General features: G+C 56.1%; 14 protein-coding genes and 1 tRNA gene. 6 read left to right on the forward strand and 9 right to left on the reverse strand.

The window, feature by feature from the left end:
• Nucleotides 1-6 precede the first annotated feature (6 nt).
• On the forward strand, nucleotides 7-1,191 hold the full coding sequence (locus AC2D8P_RS07900; RefSeq protein ID WP_484701753.1) for an amino acid aminotransferase: 1,185 nt from the start codon (nucleotides 7-9) through the stop codon (nucleotides 1,189-1,191).
• 123 nt (nucleotides 1,192-1,314) lie between these two features.
• On the opposite strand, the gene ykgO is transcribed toward AC2D8P_RS07900, so the two are convergent.
• Complete coding sequence (gene ykgO / locus AC2D8P_RS07905) at nucleotides 1,315-1,440, reverse strand: type B 50S ribosomal protein L36 (protein ID WP_005850168.1); 126 nt, start codon at nucleotides 1,438-1,440, stop codon at nucleotides 1,315-1,317.
• 65 nt (nucleotides 1,441-1,505) lie between these two features.
• A tRNA-Val gene (locus tag AC2D8P_RS07910) sits at nucleotides 1,506-1,580 on the reverse strand.
• A gap of 148 nt (nucleotides 1,581-1,728) precedes the next feature.
• Between AC2D8P_RS07910 and AC2D8P_RS07915 the strand changes: the two genes are divergently transcribed.
• Entirely contained in the window at nucleotides 1,729-2,589 is an 861-nt protein-coding gene (locus tag AC2D8P_RS07915; protein WP_484701754.1) for an N-formylglutamate amidohydrolase, read from the forward strand.
• 18 nt (nucleotides 2,590-2,607) lie between these two features.
• Here the strand turns inward: AC2D8P_RS07915 and AC2D8P_RS07920 are convergent, their stop codons facing one another.
• The 3 genes from AC2D8P_RS07920 to trhO all read right to left on the reverse strand — a co-directional run bounded on the left by AC2D8P_RS07920 (nucleotide 2,608) and on the right by trhO (nucleotide 5,621).
• Nucleotides 2,608-3,864 carry a DNA polymerase IV gene (locus AC2D8P_RS07920; RefSeq protein ID WP_484701756.1) on the reverse strand — a complete coding sequence of 419 codons (1,257 nt, stop codon included), beginning with the start codon at nucleotides 3,862-3,864 and terminating at the stop codon, nucleotides 2,608-2,610.
• A 106-nt stretch (nucleotides 3,865-3,970) separates the two neighbouring features.
• Nucleotides 3,971-4,696 (reverse strand): orotidine-5'-phosphate decarboxylase, encoded by a 726-nt coding sequence (pyrF, locus tag AC2D8P_RS07925; protein ID WP_484701758.1) that lies wholly within the window; start codon nucleotides 4,694-4,696, stop codon nucleotides 3,971-3,973.
• Nucleotides 4,697-4,715: 19 nt separating this feature from the next.
• Entirely contained in the window at nucleotides 4,716-5,621 is a 906-nt protein-coding gene (gene trhO, locus AC2D8P_RS07930) for an oxygen-dependent tRNA uridine(34) hydroxylase TrhO (RefSeq protein ID WP_484701759.1), read from the reverse strand.
• Nucleotides 5,622-5,753: 132 nt separating this feature from the next.
• Between trhO and pncA the strand changes: the two genes are divergently transcribed.
• The 3 genes from pncA (at nucleotide 5,754) to pncB (ending at nucleotide 8,886) form a co-directional block, all read left to right on the forward strand.
• Nucleotides 5,754-6,362 carry a bifunctional nicotinamidase/pyrazinamidase gene (pncA, locus tag AC2D8P_RS07935; RefSeq protein WP_484701760.1) on the forward strand — a complete coding sequence of 203 codons (609 nt, stop codon included), beginning with the start codon at nucleotides 5,754-5,756 and terminating at the stop codon, nucleotides 6,360-6,362.
• 2 nt (nucleotides 6,363-6,364) lie between these two features.
• Entirely contained in the window at nucleotides 6,365-7,531 is a 1,167-nt protein-coding gene (locus tag AC2D8P_RS07940) for a benzoate/H(+) symporter BenE family transporter (protein WP_484701762.1), read from the forward strand.
• 65 nt (nucleotides 7,532-7,596) lie between these two features.
• Nucleotides 7,597-8,886 (forward strand): nicotinate phosphoribosyltransferase, encoded by a 1,290-nt coding sequence (gene pncB, locus AC2D8P_RS07945; protein ID WP_484701763.1) that lies wholly within the window; start codon nucleotides 7,597-7,599, stop codon nucleotides 8,884-8,886.
• A 266-nt stretch (nucleotides 8,887-9,152) separates the two neighbouring features.
• Here the strand turns inward: pncB and AC2D8P_RS07950 are convergent, their stop codons facing one another.
• The gene (locus AC2D8P_RS07950; RefSeq protein ID WP_484701765.1) at nucleotides 9,153-10,637 is read right to left on the reverse strand and encodes an inorganic phosphate transporter; all 1,485 of its coding nucleotides are present in this window, start codon (nucleotides 10,635-10,637) and stop codon (nucleotides 9,153-9,155) included.
• A 499-nt stretch (nucleotides 10,638-11,136) separates the two neighbouring features.
• On the opposite strand from AC2D8P_RS07950, the gene AC2D8P_RS07955 reads away from it, so the two are divergent.
• A complete protein-coding gene (locus AC2D8P_RS07955; protein ID WP_484701766.1) occupies nucleotides 11,137-12,720 on the forward strand; it encodes a xanthine/uracil/vitamin C permease in 1,584 nt (527 codons plus the stop codon).
• A gap of 157 nt (nucleotides 12,721-12,877) precedes the next feature.
• On the opposite strand, the gene AC2D8P_RS07960 is transcribed toward AC2D8P_RS07955, so the two are convergent.
• The 3 genes from AC2D8P_RS07960 to sfsA form a co-directional block, all read right to left on the reverse strand.
• Entirely contained in the window at nucleotides 12,878-13,903 is a 1,026-nt protein-coding gene (locus tag AC2D8P_RS07960) for an alcohol dehydrogenase catalytic domain-containing protein (protein WP_484701768.1), read from the reverse strand.
• A 212-nt stretch (nucleotides 13,904-14,115) separates the two neighbouring features.
• Nucleotides 14,116-14,922 (reverse strand): type I methionyl aminopeptidase, encoded by an 807-nt coding sequence (map, locus tag AC2D8P_RS07965; protein ID WP_484701769.1) that lies wholly within the window; start codon nucleotides 14,920-14,922, stop codon nucleotides 14,116-14,118.
• 62 nt (nucleotides 14,923-14,984) lie between these two features.
• Entirely contained in the window at nucleotides 14,985-15,695 is a 711-nt protein-coding gene (gene sfsA, locus AC2D8P_RS07970) for a DNA/RNA nuclease SfsA (RefSeq protein WP_484701770.1), read from the reverse strand.
• Between the last annotated feature and the right edge of the window lie 34 nt (nucleotides 15,696-15,729).

Consider the following 15,729-nt stretch of genomic DNA (forward strand, 5'->3'; position numbering starts at 1 on the left):
CAAACTATGCTGAACAATCTAAAACCCACCCCGCCCGATAAGATCCTGATGCTGATGCAAATGTATCGCGAGGATCCGCGGACCGATAAGATCGATCTGGGTGTCGGTGTTTACAAGGATGCCTCCGGCAATACGCCTGTCATGCGGGCAGTGAAGGCGGCGGAACAAAAATGGTGGCAGGAAGAAACCACCAAGGCCTATACAGGGCTGGCGGGTGATCCGGCCTTTGCCGATGCGATGGTGTCTCTGGCGCTTGGCACAAGTGTGGACCGCGGCAATGTTGCAGCTGTGGCAACACCCGGCGGGACGGGCGCAATTCGCCAGGCGCTGGAGCTGGTGAAAGGTGCGGCGCCCGATGCCACTGTGTGGCTGTCGGCACCAACCTGGCCAAACCACCCCTCAATTCTGAAATACCTTGGCATAAACATGGCAGAGTACCGGTATTTCGACAATGAGGCCCGGGCGGTCGATTTCGACGGCATGATGGCCGATCTGGACGCGGTCAAGGCGGGCGACGTGGTCTTGTTGCATGCCTGTTGTCACAATCCGACAGGGGCAAACCTGACGCTGCCACAATGGGCCGAGGTCATCGCGTTGATGCAGGACAAAGGCGTGACACCGTTGATCGACATTGCCTATCAGGGCTTTGGTGACGGGCTGGAGGAAGATGCCGCTGGTTTACGGATGGTGGCATCGGAAATGCCTGAAACACTGATTGCCGCCAGCTGTTCCAAAAACTTTGGCATCTACCGGGAACGCACCGGCATCCTGATGGCGGTGTCCCAGGATAAATCATTGCGGGAAGTAACCCAAGCGAACCTTGCCTTCCTGAATCGTCAGAATTTCTCTTTTCCGCCAGATCACGGGGCGCGGTTGGTCAGCGTGATCATGAACGACGATGATTTGCGCGCCGATTGGAAGGCAGAGCTGGAAGATGTGCGTCTGGGCATGTTGAAGCTGCGCGAACAATTGGCGGGTGAATTGCAGCGCCTGTCAGGATCTGACCGCTTTGGGTTTATCGCCCAGCATCGTGGCATGTTCTCTCGTCTTGGCGCCACACCTGAACAGGTAGAAACCCTGCGTAAGGATCACGGCATCTATATGATCGGTGATTCGAGATTGAATATCGCTGGTTTGAATGAAACCACCGTGACTATTCTGGCCGATGCGATCGTAAAGGCTGGCGTCTGATCCACTTCGAAACACGCAGATAGAGGCCCTGATCATTCGGTCGGGGCCTTTTCGTGTTTATGGTTTAGGCAAAAGAAAAGCCGCCCAAAAGAGCGGCTTGATCTTCATTAGTTTTGTCAAAGTTCAGCCTTGGCGGGCTTTGAACCGACGTTGTGTCTTGTTGATAACATAGACACGGCCCTTTCGACGCACAACGCGGCAGTCGCGATGACGGTTCTTGAGCGAACGGAGCGAGTTCCGGACTTTCATAGCCTTCTCCTCATATCGCGGCGCGCAGGCGCCCCAGGTTTCAATTCGTCCCCGTTTCCGGGGGATGGTGGGCGATACTGGGATCGAACCAGTGACCCCTACGATGTCAACGTAGTGCTCTACCGCTGAGCTAATCGCCCAATAACACAGCATTGCCACCTGTCCAAACAAAAGGGACGCGGGCGGCACCGCGTCTGTCGAGGGGTCTATAAAAGGTTCAGCAAGGGGGATCAAGAGCTTTTGGTCGTTTTACAAATCGGTCTATAGTTAATTTCAGAAGGAGCCGCCATGCAGAACGCCCCATATCGACTGGAACGCCCAAAAGAGTGGTCAACCAGCGTTATTTTCGCCTCCCCGCATAGTGGGCGCGACTATAGCTGGGCCTTCCTGCGCCAGTCGGTTTTGGATCGCCTGGCGATTCGCAGTTCTGAAGACGCTTATGTAGATCAATTGTTTGAATCCGCGCCTGATCATGGCGCGACGCTGCTGGTCGCGCAGGTGCCGCGTGCCTTTGTTGATTTGAACCGCGCGCCTGATGAGCTCGACCCGGCAGTTATTGAGGGGCTGAAGCCCGGCTCACATAATCCGCGGATACTCTCTGGGCTTGGGGTGATTCCCCGTGTCGTTGCATCGGGGCGGGCAATTTACCGTGGCAAAATGAAATTGGCAGAGGCCGAGTCGCGGATCGACCAAAACTGGCACCCATACCATCGTGCTTTGCAGAACCTGATATCTGAAACCAAGGCCCGATTCGGAGAGGCGATATTAGTTGATTGCCATTCTATGCCTTATGAGGCCGTTGATCGCGTTTGCCCGTTCGGAGAGCCCCGCCCCGATATCGTTTTGGGGGATCGGTTCGGAACCTCTGCCAGCTCAGAAATTGTTGATCAGATTGAGGATGCCTTTCAGTCTGTTGGCCTGCATGTCGTCCGCAACACGCCCTTTGCAGGTGCCTATATGGTTCAACGATATGGCCAGCCCGCCCAACGGCAACATGCCATCCAGATAGAGATCAACCGTTCTTTGTACATGGATGAGAAAACCGTGGCACCGAATGATGATTTCAACACGTTCCGTTCGGCCATGACACGGGTGATAAGACGCCTCTCTGACATCGGTCGAAATGATTTGCCCATGGCGGCTGAGTGATGGAATTGTTCTGTGTGATCAGCGCAGAGCACGTCCTTTTAGAATCGCTTCTTTCCCGTACCGCGATTTAATTTTATCAGTTGCCCGCTCCACCTCTAGGCGTTTGGACGCGTTCGGATCCAACAGATCCGGGCTGCGGTCAGCCTCAGAATCAGCCTGCAGATCGCTTATTCCGACCCCAATCAGCCGGAAAGGCCCCGACTCCGACAGCTGGTCAAACAGATTGCGGGCAGTTCGATAAATCCGATCTGCGATCTGCGTGGCGTCAATAAGGCTGACCCGGCGCGTCAAAAGCGAAAAATCGGCCCGGCGTAGTTTTAGTGTGACGACACGCCCGGCATAGCCTTTGGCCTTTGCCCTGTCGGCGACCTGTTCGGACAGGCGCCACATATGGCCGTCCAACAGATCTGGGTCTGATGTATCCTCAAAAAACGTGGTTTCTTTTGAAATGCTTTTCACCGGAGCCCGGGCATTGACCCGCCGTCGATCTTGCCCACGTGCCAAATGCCACAGGCGATCCCCCATGGACCCAAATCGTTCGATCAGATCAGATTTGTTCCAACGCAGAAGGTCATCAAATGTACGAATTCCCGCCTTGTCCAGGGACACCTGCGCCGCCGGACCAATCCCCCAAATTAACCGCACGGGTTTGTCATGCAGAAAGTCGCCGGTCTCTGCCTTACCAATGATGGAAAACCCGCTGGGTTTGTCGAGGTCGGATGCGACCTTTGCCAGAAACTTGTTATGCGACAGTCCGATGGAACCGGTCAGGCCAAGCTCATCATTCATCCGCTTGACCAGGCGTGCCAACATCACCGCAGGCGGGGCGCCGTGTAGGCGCTGGGTGCCGGTCAGATCGATAAAGGCTTCATCCAGAGACAGGGGTTCAATTGCCGGGGTCAGTTCCAACATCATGTCGCGGATTATCCGGGACATCTCTGCATAGGCAGACATGCGTGGGCGCAACACCACCGCGTCTGGGCACCTCTTAAGCGCCTGAAACATCGGCATCGCCGACCGTACACCGCGAATACGCGCCACATAGCACGCGGTTGACACCACGCCCCGTTTTCCACCCCCAATGATGACAGGCTTGTCTGCTAAATCTGGATTATCGCGCTTTTCGACGCTGGCGTAGAAGGCATCGCAATCCATATGCGCAATGGAAAGCGAAAACAGTTCTTCATGCGCGATGACCCGAGGGCTGCGACATGAGGGACAGCGGGTGAAGTCGTCCTGATCATAGGTCAGGCAATCGCGGCAAAGGGCAGGCATCTGAAATCCGATATAGCCGGATCAGGATAGATCATTTCAGGTCGAAGAGCGAGAAAATCAAACGGGCCAGAAACACAAATTGATCAATGACAAAGCAGTGAGTTGTCTATCTGCTGGGGTGTTGCGCCTGCGGTGAACGCATCTCTGCGATCACAGACAAAACGGCCTGTCGAGGGTCAGGGGCACGATGTATAGGGCGGCCAACCACAATATGGTCTGAACCATCGGCAATCGCTTGCGCTGGGGTTGTGACCCGTTTCTGGTCACCCAGATCGGCCCCGGCGGGACGCACACCCGGGGTGACGATCAACCGGCCCACCGCATTTGGTAACGCACGGATCAGGGCCGATTCCTGCGGAGAAGCGATCACGCCATCGGCACCTGCATCAAACGCGTTCGAGGCCCGTTCCAGGACAATATCCCGAACGTCGCCGGGTTTGATCAACCCGTCATCAAGGTCCTCACGCTCCAGCGAGGTCAGGATGGTGACCGCCAGAATCTTCAGATCTTTGCCGCCTTTGCCCTCTTGGGCCGCGCGCACCACATGTGGGTCGCCATGGACGGTTAGAAAATCCAGATCAAACTGTGACAGACCGCGCACGGCTGCTTCGACCGTGGCACCAATGTCAAACAGCTTCATATCCAGAAAAATGCGCTTGCCCTGTTCATCTTTCAACTCGCGCGCCAAGGCCAAGCCGCCACCGGTCAACATGCCCAGGCCAATTTTATAAAAACTGACCGCATCACCCAGTTGATTCGCCAGCGCCAGCCCAGAGAGGGCATCAGGGACATCCAGGGCAACAATCAGGCGGTCATCTGCAGTTTGGGTCATTTGGATGTGATCCTAAAATCTATCGGGGTCCCACATGGGTTTCACCACGCGCTTTGGAGAGTTGGATTTGTTTCTGACGCTCGCGAAAGGCGTCTTTGCGCGCCTCAGAGGTTTCATCTACGCAGTAATGACAGCTGACGCCTTCCTCGTATTCTGGGCGAGATTTATCTTTGGGCAGGATCGGGCGGCGGCAGGCGAAACACAGGTGATGTGGTCCCTCGATCAGGCCATGCCCGACGGACACGCGTTGATCGAAAACGAAACATTCACCTTCCCATGTGCTGGCGTCTGCGGGGACTTCTTCGAGGTATTTCAGAATGCCGCCTTTCAAATGAAAGACATCTTCAACCCCTTGGCCTAACAGATAGTTGGTGGATTTTTCACAGCGGATACCGCCGGTGCAGAACATGGCCACACGCTTGTTGTGAAAGCGGTCTTTGTTCTTTTGCCACCAGTCGGGGAATTCGCCAAAGCTTTTGGTCAAGGGATCGATGGCCCCTTCGAACGAGCCGATCGCGACTTCGTAATCGTTGCGCGTGTCGATGACCACAACATCATCTTGCCGGATCAGATCGTTCCAATCTTTCGGTTCGATATAGTGTCCCACCGCCGCCGTCGGGTCGACATCAGGTTGACCCATCGTGACGATCTCTTTTTTCAGGCGCACCTTCATCCGGTTGAAGGGCATTTCTACGGCCGGACTTTCCTTATGTTCCAAACCTTCGCAGCCGGGCAGGGCGCGTATATGGCCCAGCATCCGATCTAAGCCCTTGCGTGTTCCGGCAACCGTCCCGTTGATCCCCTCACGCGCGATCAGAAGGGAGCCCTTGATCCCCTCATCATCGCACAGCTTTTGCAGCGGTGCCTGAATGGTAGGCAGATCATCGAATCGGGTGAAGTGATAGAGTGCAGCAACTGTAAACATAGGCGCGAGATACTCCGCTCTCCTGATCTTATCAAGGGGCCGGGATGCTGCGTCTTGGCGCAGGTGCTTCTGCAAGCCGGGTTGACCGCCCTGAGTTTCTAACGCATCCATTTGCATATCAGGGAGGTTGCGATGGATCACGATAGGGCGGCGTTGATCGTCATTGATGTGCAGAACGATTTTTGCCCCGGGGGGGCGCTTTCGGTGCCGGCAGGCGATGAGATTGTCACAAGGATCAATGACCGGATGGCGGGGTTTGACACGGTTATCCTGACCCAGGATTGGCACCCGACGGATCATTCCTCCTTTGCCTCCCAACACTCAGATCTTGGGCCGTTCGAGGTGACGCAGATGCCCTATGGGCCGCAGGTTCTATGGCCAGATCACTGTGTTCAGGGATCTGACGGGGCGCAGCTGCATGCTGACCTTCATTCGGATCGAGCGGATCTGATCATTCGCAAAGGCTTTCGCCGCGCGATCGACAGCTACTCCGCCTTTTTTGAAAATGATCACACGACCCCGACCGGGTTGGATGGGTATTTGAAAACCCGTGGAATCGAACATTTGACGTTAGTGGGCCTCGCCACGGATTTTTGCGTTAACTTTTCTGCGGTTGATGCCGCCAAGTTAGGGTACACAGTGTCTGTCGACCTTAGCTTGTGCCGTGCGATTGATTTGGATGGCTCGTTGAACGCAGCATTGGCTGGCATGCAAAATGCTGGTGTCAATCTGGACGATTGAACGTGACGCACTCAACGCCAACGCTTAGCACAGTATCTACCGGGTTCGTCGTCGCGGTCGTCGGGTTTTTCAGTTCTTTCCCGATTGTATTGCGCGGTCTTGATGGCGTGGGCGCGTCGCCGATGGAGGCTGCGTCCGGATTGATGTTCGCCGCTATCGCGATGGGGCTGTGCGGCATATCGATCAGCCTTTGGACCCGACAACCGGTGAGCATTGCATGGTCGACGCCCGGGGTGGCGCTATTGGCCGTAACACCCCCAGATCAGGCAGGGTTTGCCGGTGCTGTGGCCGGATTTTTGGTGGCAGGGGTTCTAACGACCATTTCCGGTCTCTGGCAGCCGCTGGCCAGACTTGTCGGGTCGATCCCACCTGTCTTGGCACAAGCAATGTTGGCTGGGGTTTTGTTGCCCCTTTGCATTGTTCCGTTCAAGGGATTGGCGGACGCGCCAGAAGTTGTGGTTCCGGTTATGTTGACCTGGTTTATCTGCGGCAGAATTCACCGCCTATTGGCTGTGCCGGCGGCAATGGTCGCCGCTGTTGTGATCATCCTTTGGCAATCCGGCCTGAACATCAAGATTGATGCACCTTTGGTTGCGACCCCGATCGTTATACCGCCCGCATTTTCTCTAAATGCGGTTTTGGGCATTGGTCTGCCCCTGTTCATCGTGACCATGGCCACGCAAAACGTACCGGGGATCGCGGTATTGAAAGGATGTGGATATTCACCCGCGCCCGGGCCGTTGATGACCTCGGTCGGCGGGTTCAGCATCGTCTCGGCGCCATTGGGGGCACCCGCCACCTGTCTGGCCGCTATCACGGCGATGATGTGCGCGAGCGACGATTCTGATCCTGATCCGAACAGGCGATACTGGTCGGCAGTGATAGCGGGTGGTTTCTACTGTGTTTTTGGTGTCTTCGCCGGGGCTATAACAGCCTTTGCGGCCTTGGGGCCACCAGTGTTGTTGGGAACGTTGGCGGGGATTGCACTATTGGGTGTCCTGACCAATTCGGCAAGCGCTGCATTGGCCGATCCTGCTGATCGGGAAGCCGCCGCCCTGACATTGGTGACGACCGCCTCTGGTGTAACGATCTTTGGGCTGGGCGGGGCGGTTTGGGGCCTGATAATCGGGGGGATCGCCTATGTCGCAGCAAGGAAAATCAAACACTAACATATTCGTCCTTGCTTGTCGGGTGTTAGATTTGCTCTAATTATCAGGGCTTATGGAGAGCCAGAATGGTTGATATCGCCACCCGCGTTTATAATCACAAGTGGAAGATCGATCCGATCGTCCGATCCCTGATCGATACGGATTTTTACAAGCTTCTGATGTGTCAGTCCGTGTTCAGAAACCGCCGCGACACGCAGGTGACATTTAGTCTGATCAATCGGACAACGTCGGTGCCGTTGGCCAAACTGGTTGATGAGGGCGAGTTGCGAGAGCAACTGGATCATATCCGATCTTTGTCGCTCGCCCGAGGCGAAAGCACATGGCTGCGCGGCAATATGTTTTACGGCAAACGGCAGATGTTTCGCCATGACTTCATGGAATGGTTCGAAAAACTGCGCCTGCCTCCCTATCATTTGGAACGTGTTGGGGATCAGTATGAACTGACATTTGAGGGCAGTTGGCCCGAAGTGATGTTGTGGGAGATACCGGCATTGTCTGTCCTGATGGAGCTGCGCAGCCGCGCTGTTCTGGACCCGATGGACCGGTTCGAGCTGCAGATCCTATATGCGCGCGCGATGACTAAGCTGTGGGAAAAAATAGGAAATTTAAAGGGATCTGTGACGCGCATCGCGGATTTCGGGACCCGGCGTCGTCATTCCTATCTGTGGCAGGACTGGTGCGTGCAGGCCATGATCGAGGGTCTGGGCGATAGTTTCGCCGGCACCTCAAACTGCCTGATCGCCATGAAACACGATATCGAGGCGATCGGCACCAATGCGCATGAGCTGCCGATGATCTATGCGGCCCTTGCAGATAGCGACGCAGAACTGGCGCGGGCACCTTATGATGTGCTGTCGGATTGGCATGAGGAACATGATGGAAATTTGCGGATCATTTTGCCGGATACCTTTGGAACTAAAGGGTTTTTAGACAATGCACCGGATTGGCTTGCGGGCTGGACGGGGATTAGGATTGATTCTGGTGACCCGACCACGGGGGCGGAAACGGCGATCCGCTGGTGGCAGGAACGGGGCGAAGATCCGCGTGAAAAACTGATCATATTCTCCGATGGATTGGATGTCGAAAAGATCGTTGAGCTGCAGGCCAGATTTACCGGCAGGGTCAATGTAAGCTTTGGTTGGGGCACGCTTTTGACAAATGATTTCAGAGGCTTGACGCCTGATGACCGGCTTGCCCCGTTTTCGCTTGTCTGCAAGGCGGTCAGCGCCAATGGGCGCCCGACTGTCAAGCTGAGTGACAATCCTGAAAAGGCGATGGGACCCGCTGCAGAGGTGGCGCGCTACAAACGGGTCTTTGGCGTGGGGAAGCAGGAACGGCTGGCCGTGGTGGTGTAGCCACCCTGATCACACCCTGCGAACGGCGGGGGAAGGAAGTTCCGCCAGCTTGGAAAAATCCGATGCGGTGCAACGTCGGTATTTTGTCGGTATTGCGACGGTGGGGACAAACGTTAACGCGACCGGCCATTGATTGCCGGGCGGTGGCATTCATGGGTTTGCAATCATCGCGCTACCCAAGGAAGTTACGCTGACGGGCTGCTAATAAGTTTTCACCGGGCGGAACACCACATCCGCCCATCCGGCAGATGAACGGATGTGGTTTGTCATGTGGCGATCAAACTGATCAGGAAGAAAATCAACCCCGACAGAAGCGCCGCAGCTGGAACGGTGATGATCCAGGCCGCTATGATCGTCAAAAAGTGAGATCGACGAACAAGTTTTCGGCGACGACGTTCTTCCCGTTGTTGTTCGGGCAAACTGGGGATCGCAATGCGTGCCTTTTTCATGCGACGCTCGGCATCCCACTCGCGGAAGAAGCCCACACCGAACACGCCCCCGACCGCGATGTGAGTCGAACTGACCGGCAGGCCAAGCCAGCTTGCCACGATCACGGTGATTGCTGCCGACAGGGCGACGCAATAGGCCCGCATTGGATTGAGTTTGGTAATCTGGCTGCCGACCATTCGAATGAGTTTCGGTCCAAAGAGAAACAGGCCGAACGAAATACCCATCGCACCGATCACCATCACCCATAACGGGATTGAAATGGCATCCGTGAAGTTTCCGTCCTGAGAGGCCTGAACAATCGCCGCCAGAGGTCCAACTGCGTTCGCAACGTCATTGGCGCCGTGGGCGAAGCTGAGCAGGGCAGCAGAGACGACAAGCGGGATGCCAAACAAAACCTTGAGCGATCTGTTTCGGTTCTCCAATCCCGCTGACTGTCGGCGAATGATCGGGACCATGACAACCCAAATGAGCGTGCCAACGGCGGCACCGATCAGTAGGGAAGTCGGCAGATCGATCTTGATCACCTTCTTCAGGCCCTTCAGGGCAAGATAAGATGCAAATGCACCACCCATGATGCCCACCAGGACAGGCACCCACTTTCGCGCGGCTTTTATCTTGTCGTCCTGATAGATGATGTGGGCCTTGATAAACCATAAGAAGCCGGCAGCAATCGCCCCGCCCAGAACAGGAGAGATCACCCAACTGGCGGCGATCTTGCTCATCGTTGTCCAGTTCACGGCTGCAAATCCTGCGGCCGCGATTCCGGCACCCATCACACCCCCGACAACAGAATGCGTTGTGGAGACCGGTGCCCCGATCCACGTTGCCAGATTTACCCAAAGCGCAGCAGAAAGAAGAGAGGCCAACATCGCCCAGATGAAAATTGACGAAGTCTGCATGCTTTCAGGGGCGATAATGCCCTTGGCAATTGTCGAAACAACGTCGCCACCAGCCAAAAGGGCTCCTGCGCTTTCAAAAATGGCGGCGATGGCAATGGCGCCACCCATTGTTAATGCGTTGGCGCCAACTGCCGGCCCCATATTGTTGGCGACATCATTCGCCCCAATATTCAGTGCCATATAGGCCCCAAAGATTGCGGCGACGGCGACGATAAAAGCATTGTTGGACTGGCCAAAGAACATCGTGGCGAGAATGCCAGCCAGTACGATGAAAACCATCGCAATGCCTGGCCCAACCAGTGGGCGTCCAACATAGGCTGTTGCAAGTTCAAGATTGGACAGGCGCCCAAGATCCCGATCCAGCGTTTCGAGGTGCCGAGACTCAAAATCATTGTTGGACATTACCTACCCTTTCAGTGGCGCAATTTATAAGCGGTTAACAAAGTTAGTTGGTTGACTCAATCATTGGAGCGCTCTTCGGGGGAAATTATTGCATCTCGCAGGCGGTGATGCCCGCAGTGGCAAATGCAGCTTCATGGCACATAGTGGGGTTTGGTTTGAGAATTCGTTTCAAGACCCGAACCGGCATTCCGCAGAATCACCGATCAATTCTGCGTTTTTCAAATTTCATTTGAAGGTACTTTGCGAAGCCCGGTATTTTGTGAGCAAGGGCCATTCTGTACACTCCCCGTCAGTCCAAAGGCGTGCGCGAAGCCAAGCGGATCTGGGAGCTTGAGATACGGGACATCGAAATCCATTCGGTAACAGATGCTGGTGGCGCGCGTGCTGATGACACCCCCATGGGGGCGCTGTTTTGCATGTCGCGACGCAGTGAGGATATGCCGGTCGGTTCAGGTTTGAGGAGAAACCAGATCGCCCCGGTCAAACCAAGGAGGTTCCCATGGGGGAAGCTAGCTATTCCTACAAGCTGTTTCATCGCAGCGATTTCAGCGCCTTTTGGGCGTTGTTTACTGATAACCTGATCAACCTGATGGTTCTGGCGGGGATTTGTCAGTTCGTCTTTCAGATGCCGGCAGAGATTGTCTATGGGCGCATCGTGCCCGGTGCGGCCATTGCCATTTTGGCGGGGATCGCCGTTTATGTCGTTCTGGCCAAACGGGCGGCGGCACAGCATGGGCGGGATGTAACCGCCCTGCCATACGGGATTTCGACCCCGGTGATGTTCGTCTATCTGTTCGGCGTTATCGGGCCGATTTACTGGTCAACAAATGATCCATTGCTGGCCTGGCAGGTCGGTATTGGGGCCGGGTTCATGGGCGGTATTGTTGCCGCGCTGGGTGCGATTATTGGCCCGTGGCTGAAACGCATCACGCCGCGCGCCGGGATGTTGGGCACGCTGTGTGGGATTGCGCTGGTCTTTATCGGAACTGTGCCACTGGCCACCGTGTTTGAAAATCCGTTCATCGGTTTTGCCTCCATGATCATCATCCTTTGGGGTCTGGTGGGTCGTTTCCGCCTGCCCTGGAACATCCCTGCCGGTCTGTTGGCGCTGATCGTCGGGACGGTCGTTGCGTTGGCAATTGGCGAGGCACGGTTTAGTGCGGACGGCGTCGGGTTCTATCCGCCGCTGCCCTATATCGGTGACCTGATTGCAGGTGTTCAGTATCTTTTCGCCAACCCGGAACTGTTCCTGGTTCTGGTGCCGGTGCAGATCTATAACTTCATCGAAACCATGAATAACGTGGAAAGCGCAGAGGCCGCCGGCGATCATTACCCGGTTGCCACCTGTCAGATCACTGACGGTGTCGGCACGATGATTGGAGCTGTCTTTGGATCCCCCTTCCCGACCACCGCCTATATCGGTCATCCGGCCTATAAGCGCATGGGTGCGCATGCCGGATATATCATCGGTGTGGGGGCGGTTATTCCGTTTGCCGCGTTCTTTGGCCTGTTGGCGTTTCTGAACAACCTGATCCCTGTGGCGGCTGCCGCGCCGGTTCTGGTTTTCGTGGCGCTGAGCCTGATCACCAACACCGCGCATTCGGTCAAGACCGAACACATGTCGGCGGTGACCTTTGCGATGATGCCGCATGTGTCGTCGTTTCTGATGGTGAAATGGGGATCGCTGATGGGTGCGCTGGGCGCGGTGGGCGTGGCGTCACTTCCGCAGCTTGGGGATGAAGCGCTGACTGCGGCGTTGCTACAGCAGGGAGCACATTTCGAGGGGCATCTGGCCCTGTCGCAAGGCGCGATCCTGACCGGGCTGATCTGGGGGGCGATTGTCGCCAGTGTGATCGATGGCAATTTCCGCAATGCCGCAGGATTTGCCCTGGGTGCGGCGATCATGTCCGCCGTTGGAATCATCCACGGGGCCAGCCTGCATTGGCCAGAGCTGAGCGGGATCACAGCCGGTTACCTGATCTCTGCCGCGTTCCTGTATATCTACCCGCTTTTCCACAAGGAGGGTGAGTTGGTGAACGAGAATGCGGTGGTGGAAGAGGCACCATCCGTCGCGACAGAGTAAACGTTCCACTGTCATACAGCCTGTGCGAGCCATTCCTTTCCTCCGGGAGGCCCGCACAATTACTACCCCGGCGCCTTTGGGTGCCGGGGTATTTCTGTTACAGCGGGTGCGTATTTCTGATCCACGCTTATGCAATCTCTGCGACCTGAGAAAAGCCTCAGGGCAAAATCAATGCGCGACCCGGTTTTCCCGTTCTCATGTGATCAAAGGCCAAGGCACCGTCTTTCAGAGGGACTTTCAGGCCGATTTCTAACGAGGCCTTGTCCAGAGATACCAGGCGTTCCAATTCGGACAAGGCATCCGCGTTGGGGCCAAATATGGTCCAGGAATAATTCTGTGTGCCTTTGGGCAACGCCTTTCGGCAACGCCGTTTGCCGGACATTGTGCGAAACGCCCCGCCGACAAAGCCTGCCTCATCAAAGTTTCGCAGCATCGGATGCACGGTTGTTGCATGGCCAAGCGCCCCATCGAGCAAACAGCCCAACAAATCCGCATCATGATCCCATGTCGCAAAGTTGAGTGTCGCATCAAAGGAGGATTTCAATGTGCTGAACGGATGGGTTGCCTGATCAATTGCGTTGCTTGCCCCCAAATCCAAACAGGCTTGCAGAGCATTCGGACGTGCGATGGCAGTGACATTTGCACCCCAATCCGACAACATTCGAAGCGCAAGGGAGCCCAGACCACCCGCGGCGCCGTGAACCAGCACGTCTTTGCTAGCGGCGTTGGATTTTGAAAGTCCGGCATTTCGAACGGCGAGCCACATTGTTGTGAAACAGTAAGGAAGAGCTGCCATAGACAGCGGATCAAATCCTTTGGCAAGTTTTCGGATAGTCGCGGGCGTCGCCGGCACAATCACATGGCTGGCATTGGTGCCCTCGCGTGATGCCTTTTTAACGCCGAAGACATGATCCCCAACATTAAAGTCGCTGACCTTATCCCCCACGGCGGTGATGACACCGGAGAAATCGTTGCCCAAAACCAAAGGGAATTTGCTTGCGCCCAAAAGAGACAACAGTTTGCGGCCATAGCCGGAGGCGCGTTGCACATCGATAGGATTGACCGAAGAGGCCGCAACTGCAACTTCAACCTCTGTCGGTTTTGGACTGGTGCGAGTGAAAGTTTTAACTTCGGGGGAAGCTGTGTTCGGGCTGTTAAATGACAGCGCAAGACCTTCGCTCATATGCTATCTCCAATATTATGTCGTTGAGGCGATAAATGTATTCCAAGGGACGTTTGCAAATGTCGTCTCGCCAAAGAATATGGGGCCGCCTGATCTGAAATGAATGCGGTTCTATGTCTTTTTTACAGACAAGCGGAGCTCGGCGCGAAACAGCCGACTTCAATGGCTGGGATTGCGGTTCGGGCGCTGATGCCGTGGGTTTTGATGGGCGGTCAGTTGGTCGGATGAAACTTCCCGGCGGGTGACTGGGTGAAAATCTCGCATCCATCAGCAGTGACGCCAACGGAATGTTCGAACTGGGCCGACAGAGATTTGTCGCGGGTCACTGCTGTCCAGTCATCGGCCAGAACCTTGGTTTCCGGGCGGCCCAGATTGACCATCGGTTCGATGGTAAAGAACATGCCTTCCTCCAGCGTCGGTCCGGTGCCTTCGCGCCCGTAATGCAGAACGTTGGGCGGTGCATGGAAAACACGGCCCAGCCCGTGACCACAGAAATCGCGCACTACGGACATGCGTTGGGATTCCACAAATCGTTGGATGGCGTGGCCGATATCGCCAAAAGTGTTGCCGGGTTTGACGGCGCGGATGCCTTCCATCAGGCTGTCATGGGTGACCTGAATCAGGCGCTCAGACTTGCGGTTTGGTTTGCCGGCCACATACATGCGCGATGTGTCGCCATACCAGCCATCAACAATCACCGTGACATCGATGTTCAGGATATCGCCGTTCTTCAGCACCTTGTTGCCCGGGATGCCGTGGCAGACGACGTGATTCACCGAGATGCAGGAGGCATGGCGATAGCCCTTATACCCGATCGTGGCAGAGGTGGCGCCGGCGTCATCGATCATCTTTTCGATGGTCTCGTCCAGTGCCCCGGTTGTAGTGCCGGGCTGCACCAAGGGGCCGATGGCATCCAATATCTCTGCCGCCAGCCGTCCGGCGGCGTGCATGCCGTCGAAATCTGCCGGTTCAAACAGGCGAATGCCGTCTTTGGTGATCCGTCCGCGTGTGTCGTCCAAGGGTCTTCTCCGGGTTTTGACTCGGGACTAGATAATGCAGCTTTGCAAAAACTGCCAGAGGTCTATGTGGGGTGGTGAAATTCCTGTGATTGGCCGATCTCGATCGCCTTGGGTGTGATCTGGGTGCCGATGGCCATGACCTCAACCCCGGCCTGTCGGGCCGTGTGCATGGCGGCGGCGTAAGTGGGGTCAATGTCGGCGGCGATGGTCACGCGCTGGGCGTCGGTGCGTTGCACCAGATAAAGGATAATGGCGCGGTGACCCTGTCGGGCCATATCGGCCAGTTCGCCCAGATGTTTTGCGCCGCGCACGGTCACGCTGTCGGGAAACTCGGCCAAACCCGGCTGGCGCGACAGGGTCACGGATTTGACCTCGACATAGCAATCGGGCAGGCCGGGGCCTGACAGCAGAAAATCGATGCGGCTGTTCTGGCCGTATTTCACCTCTGGCCGGACCAACGGGTAGGGGGCCAACCCCGCGACCTGCCGGGCCATCAGGGCGCTGTGCAGGGCCCGGTTGGGGACAGAGGTGTCAACACCAGTGAAATGGCCATCAGCGTGTTCGACCAGCCGCCAGCCGAACTTTAGCTTCTTCTTTGGATCATCATTGGGTTCCAGCCAACACCGAGTGCCCGGTTCAGCCAGCCCCATCATGGACCCGGGATTGGGGCAATGGGCAGTGATTTCGCGCCCGTCCGTCAGCCGCATATCGGCCAGAAAGCGTTTGTAGCGGCGGATCAGCACGGCGGGGATCAAGGGGGTTTGAAACTGCATGTGGGAGGCCTATACCGGGCGCAGGAAGAGAACA

The organism is Roseovarius sp. YIN77 (assembly GCF_057219155.1).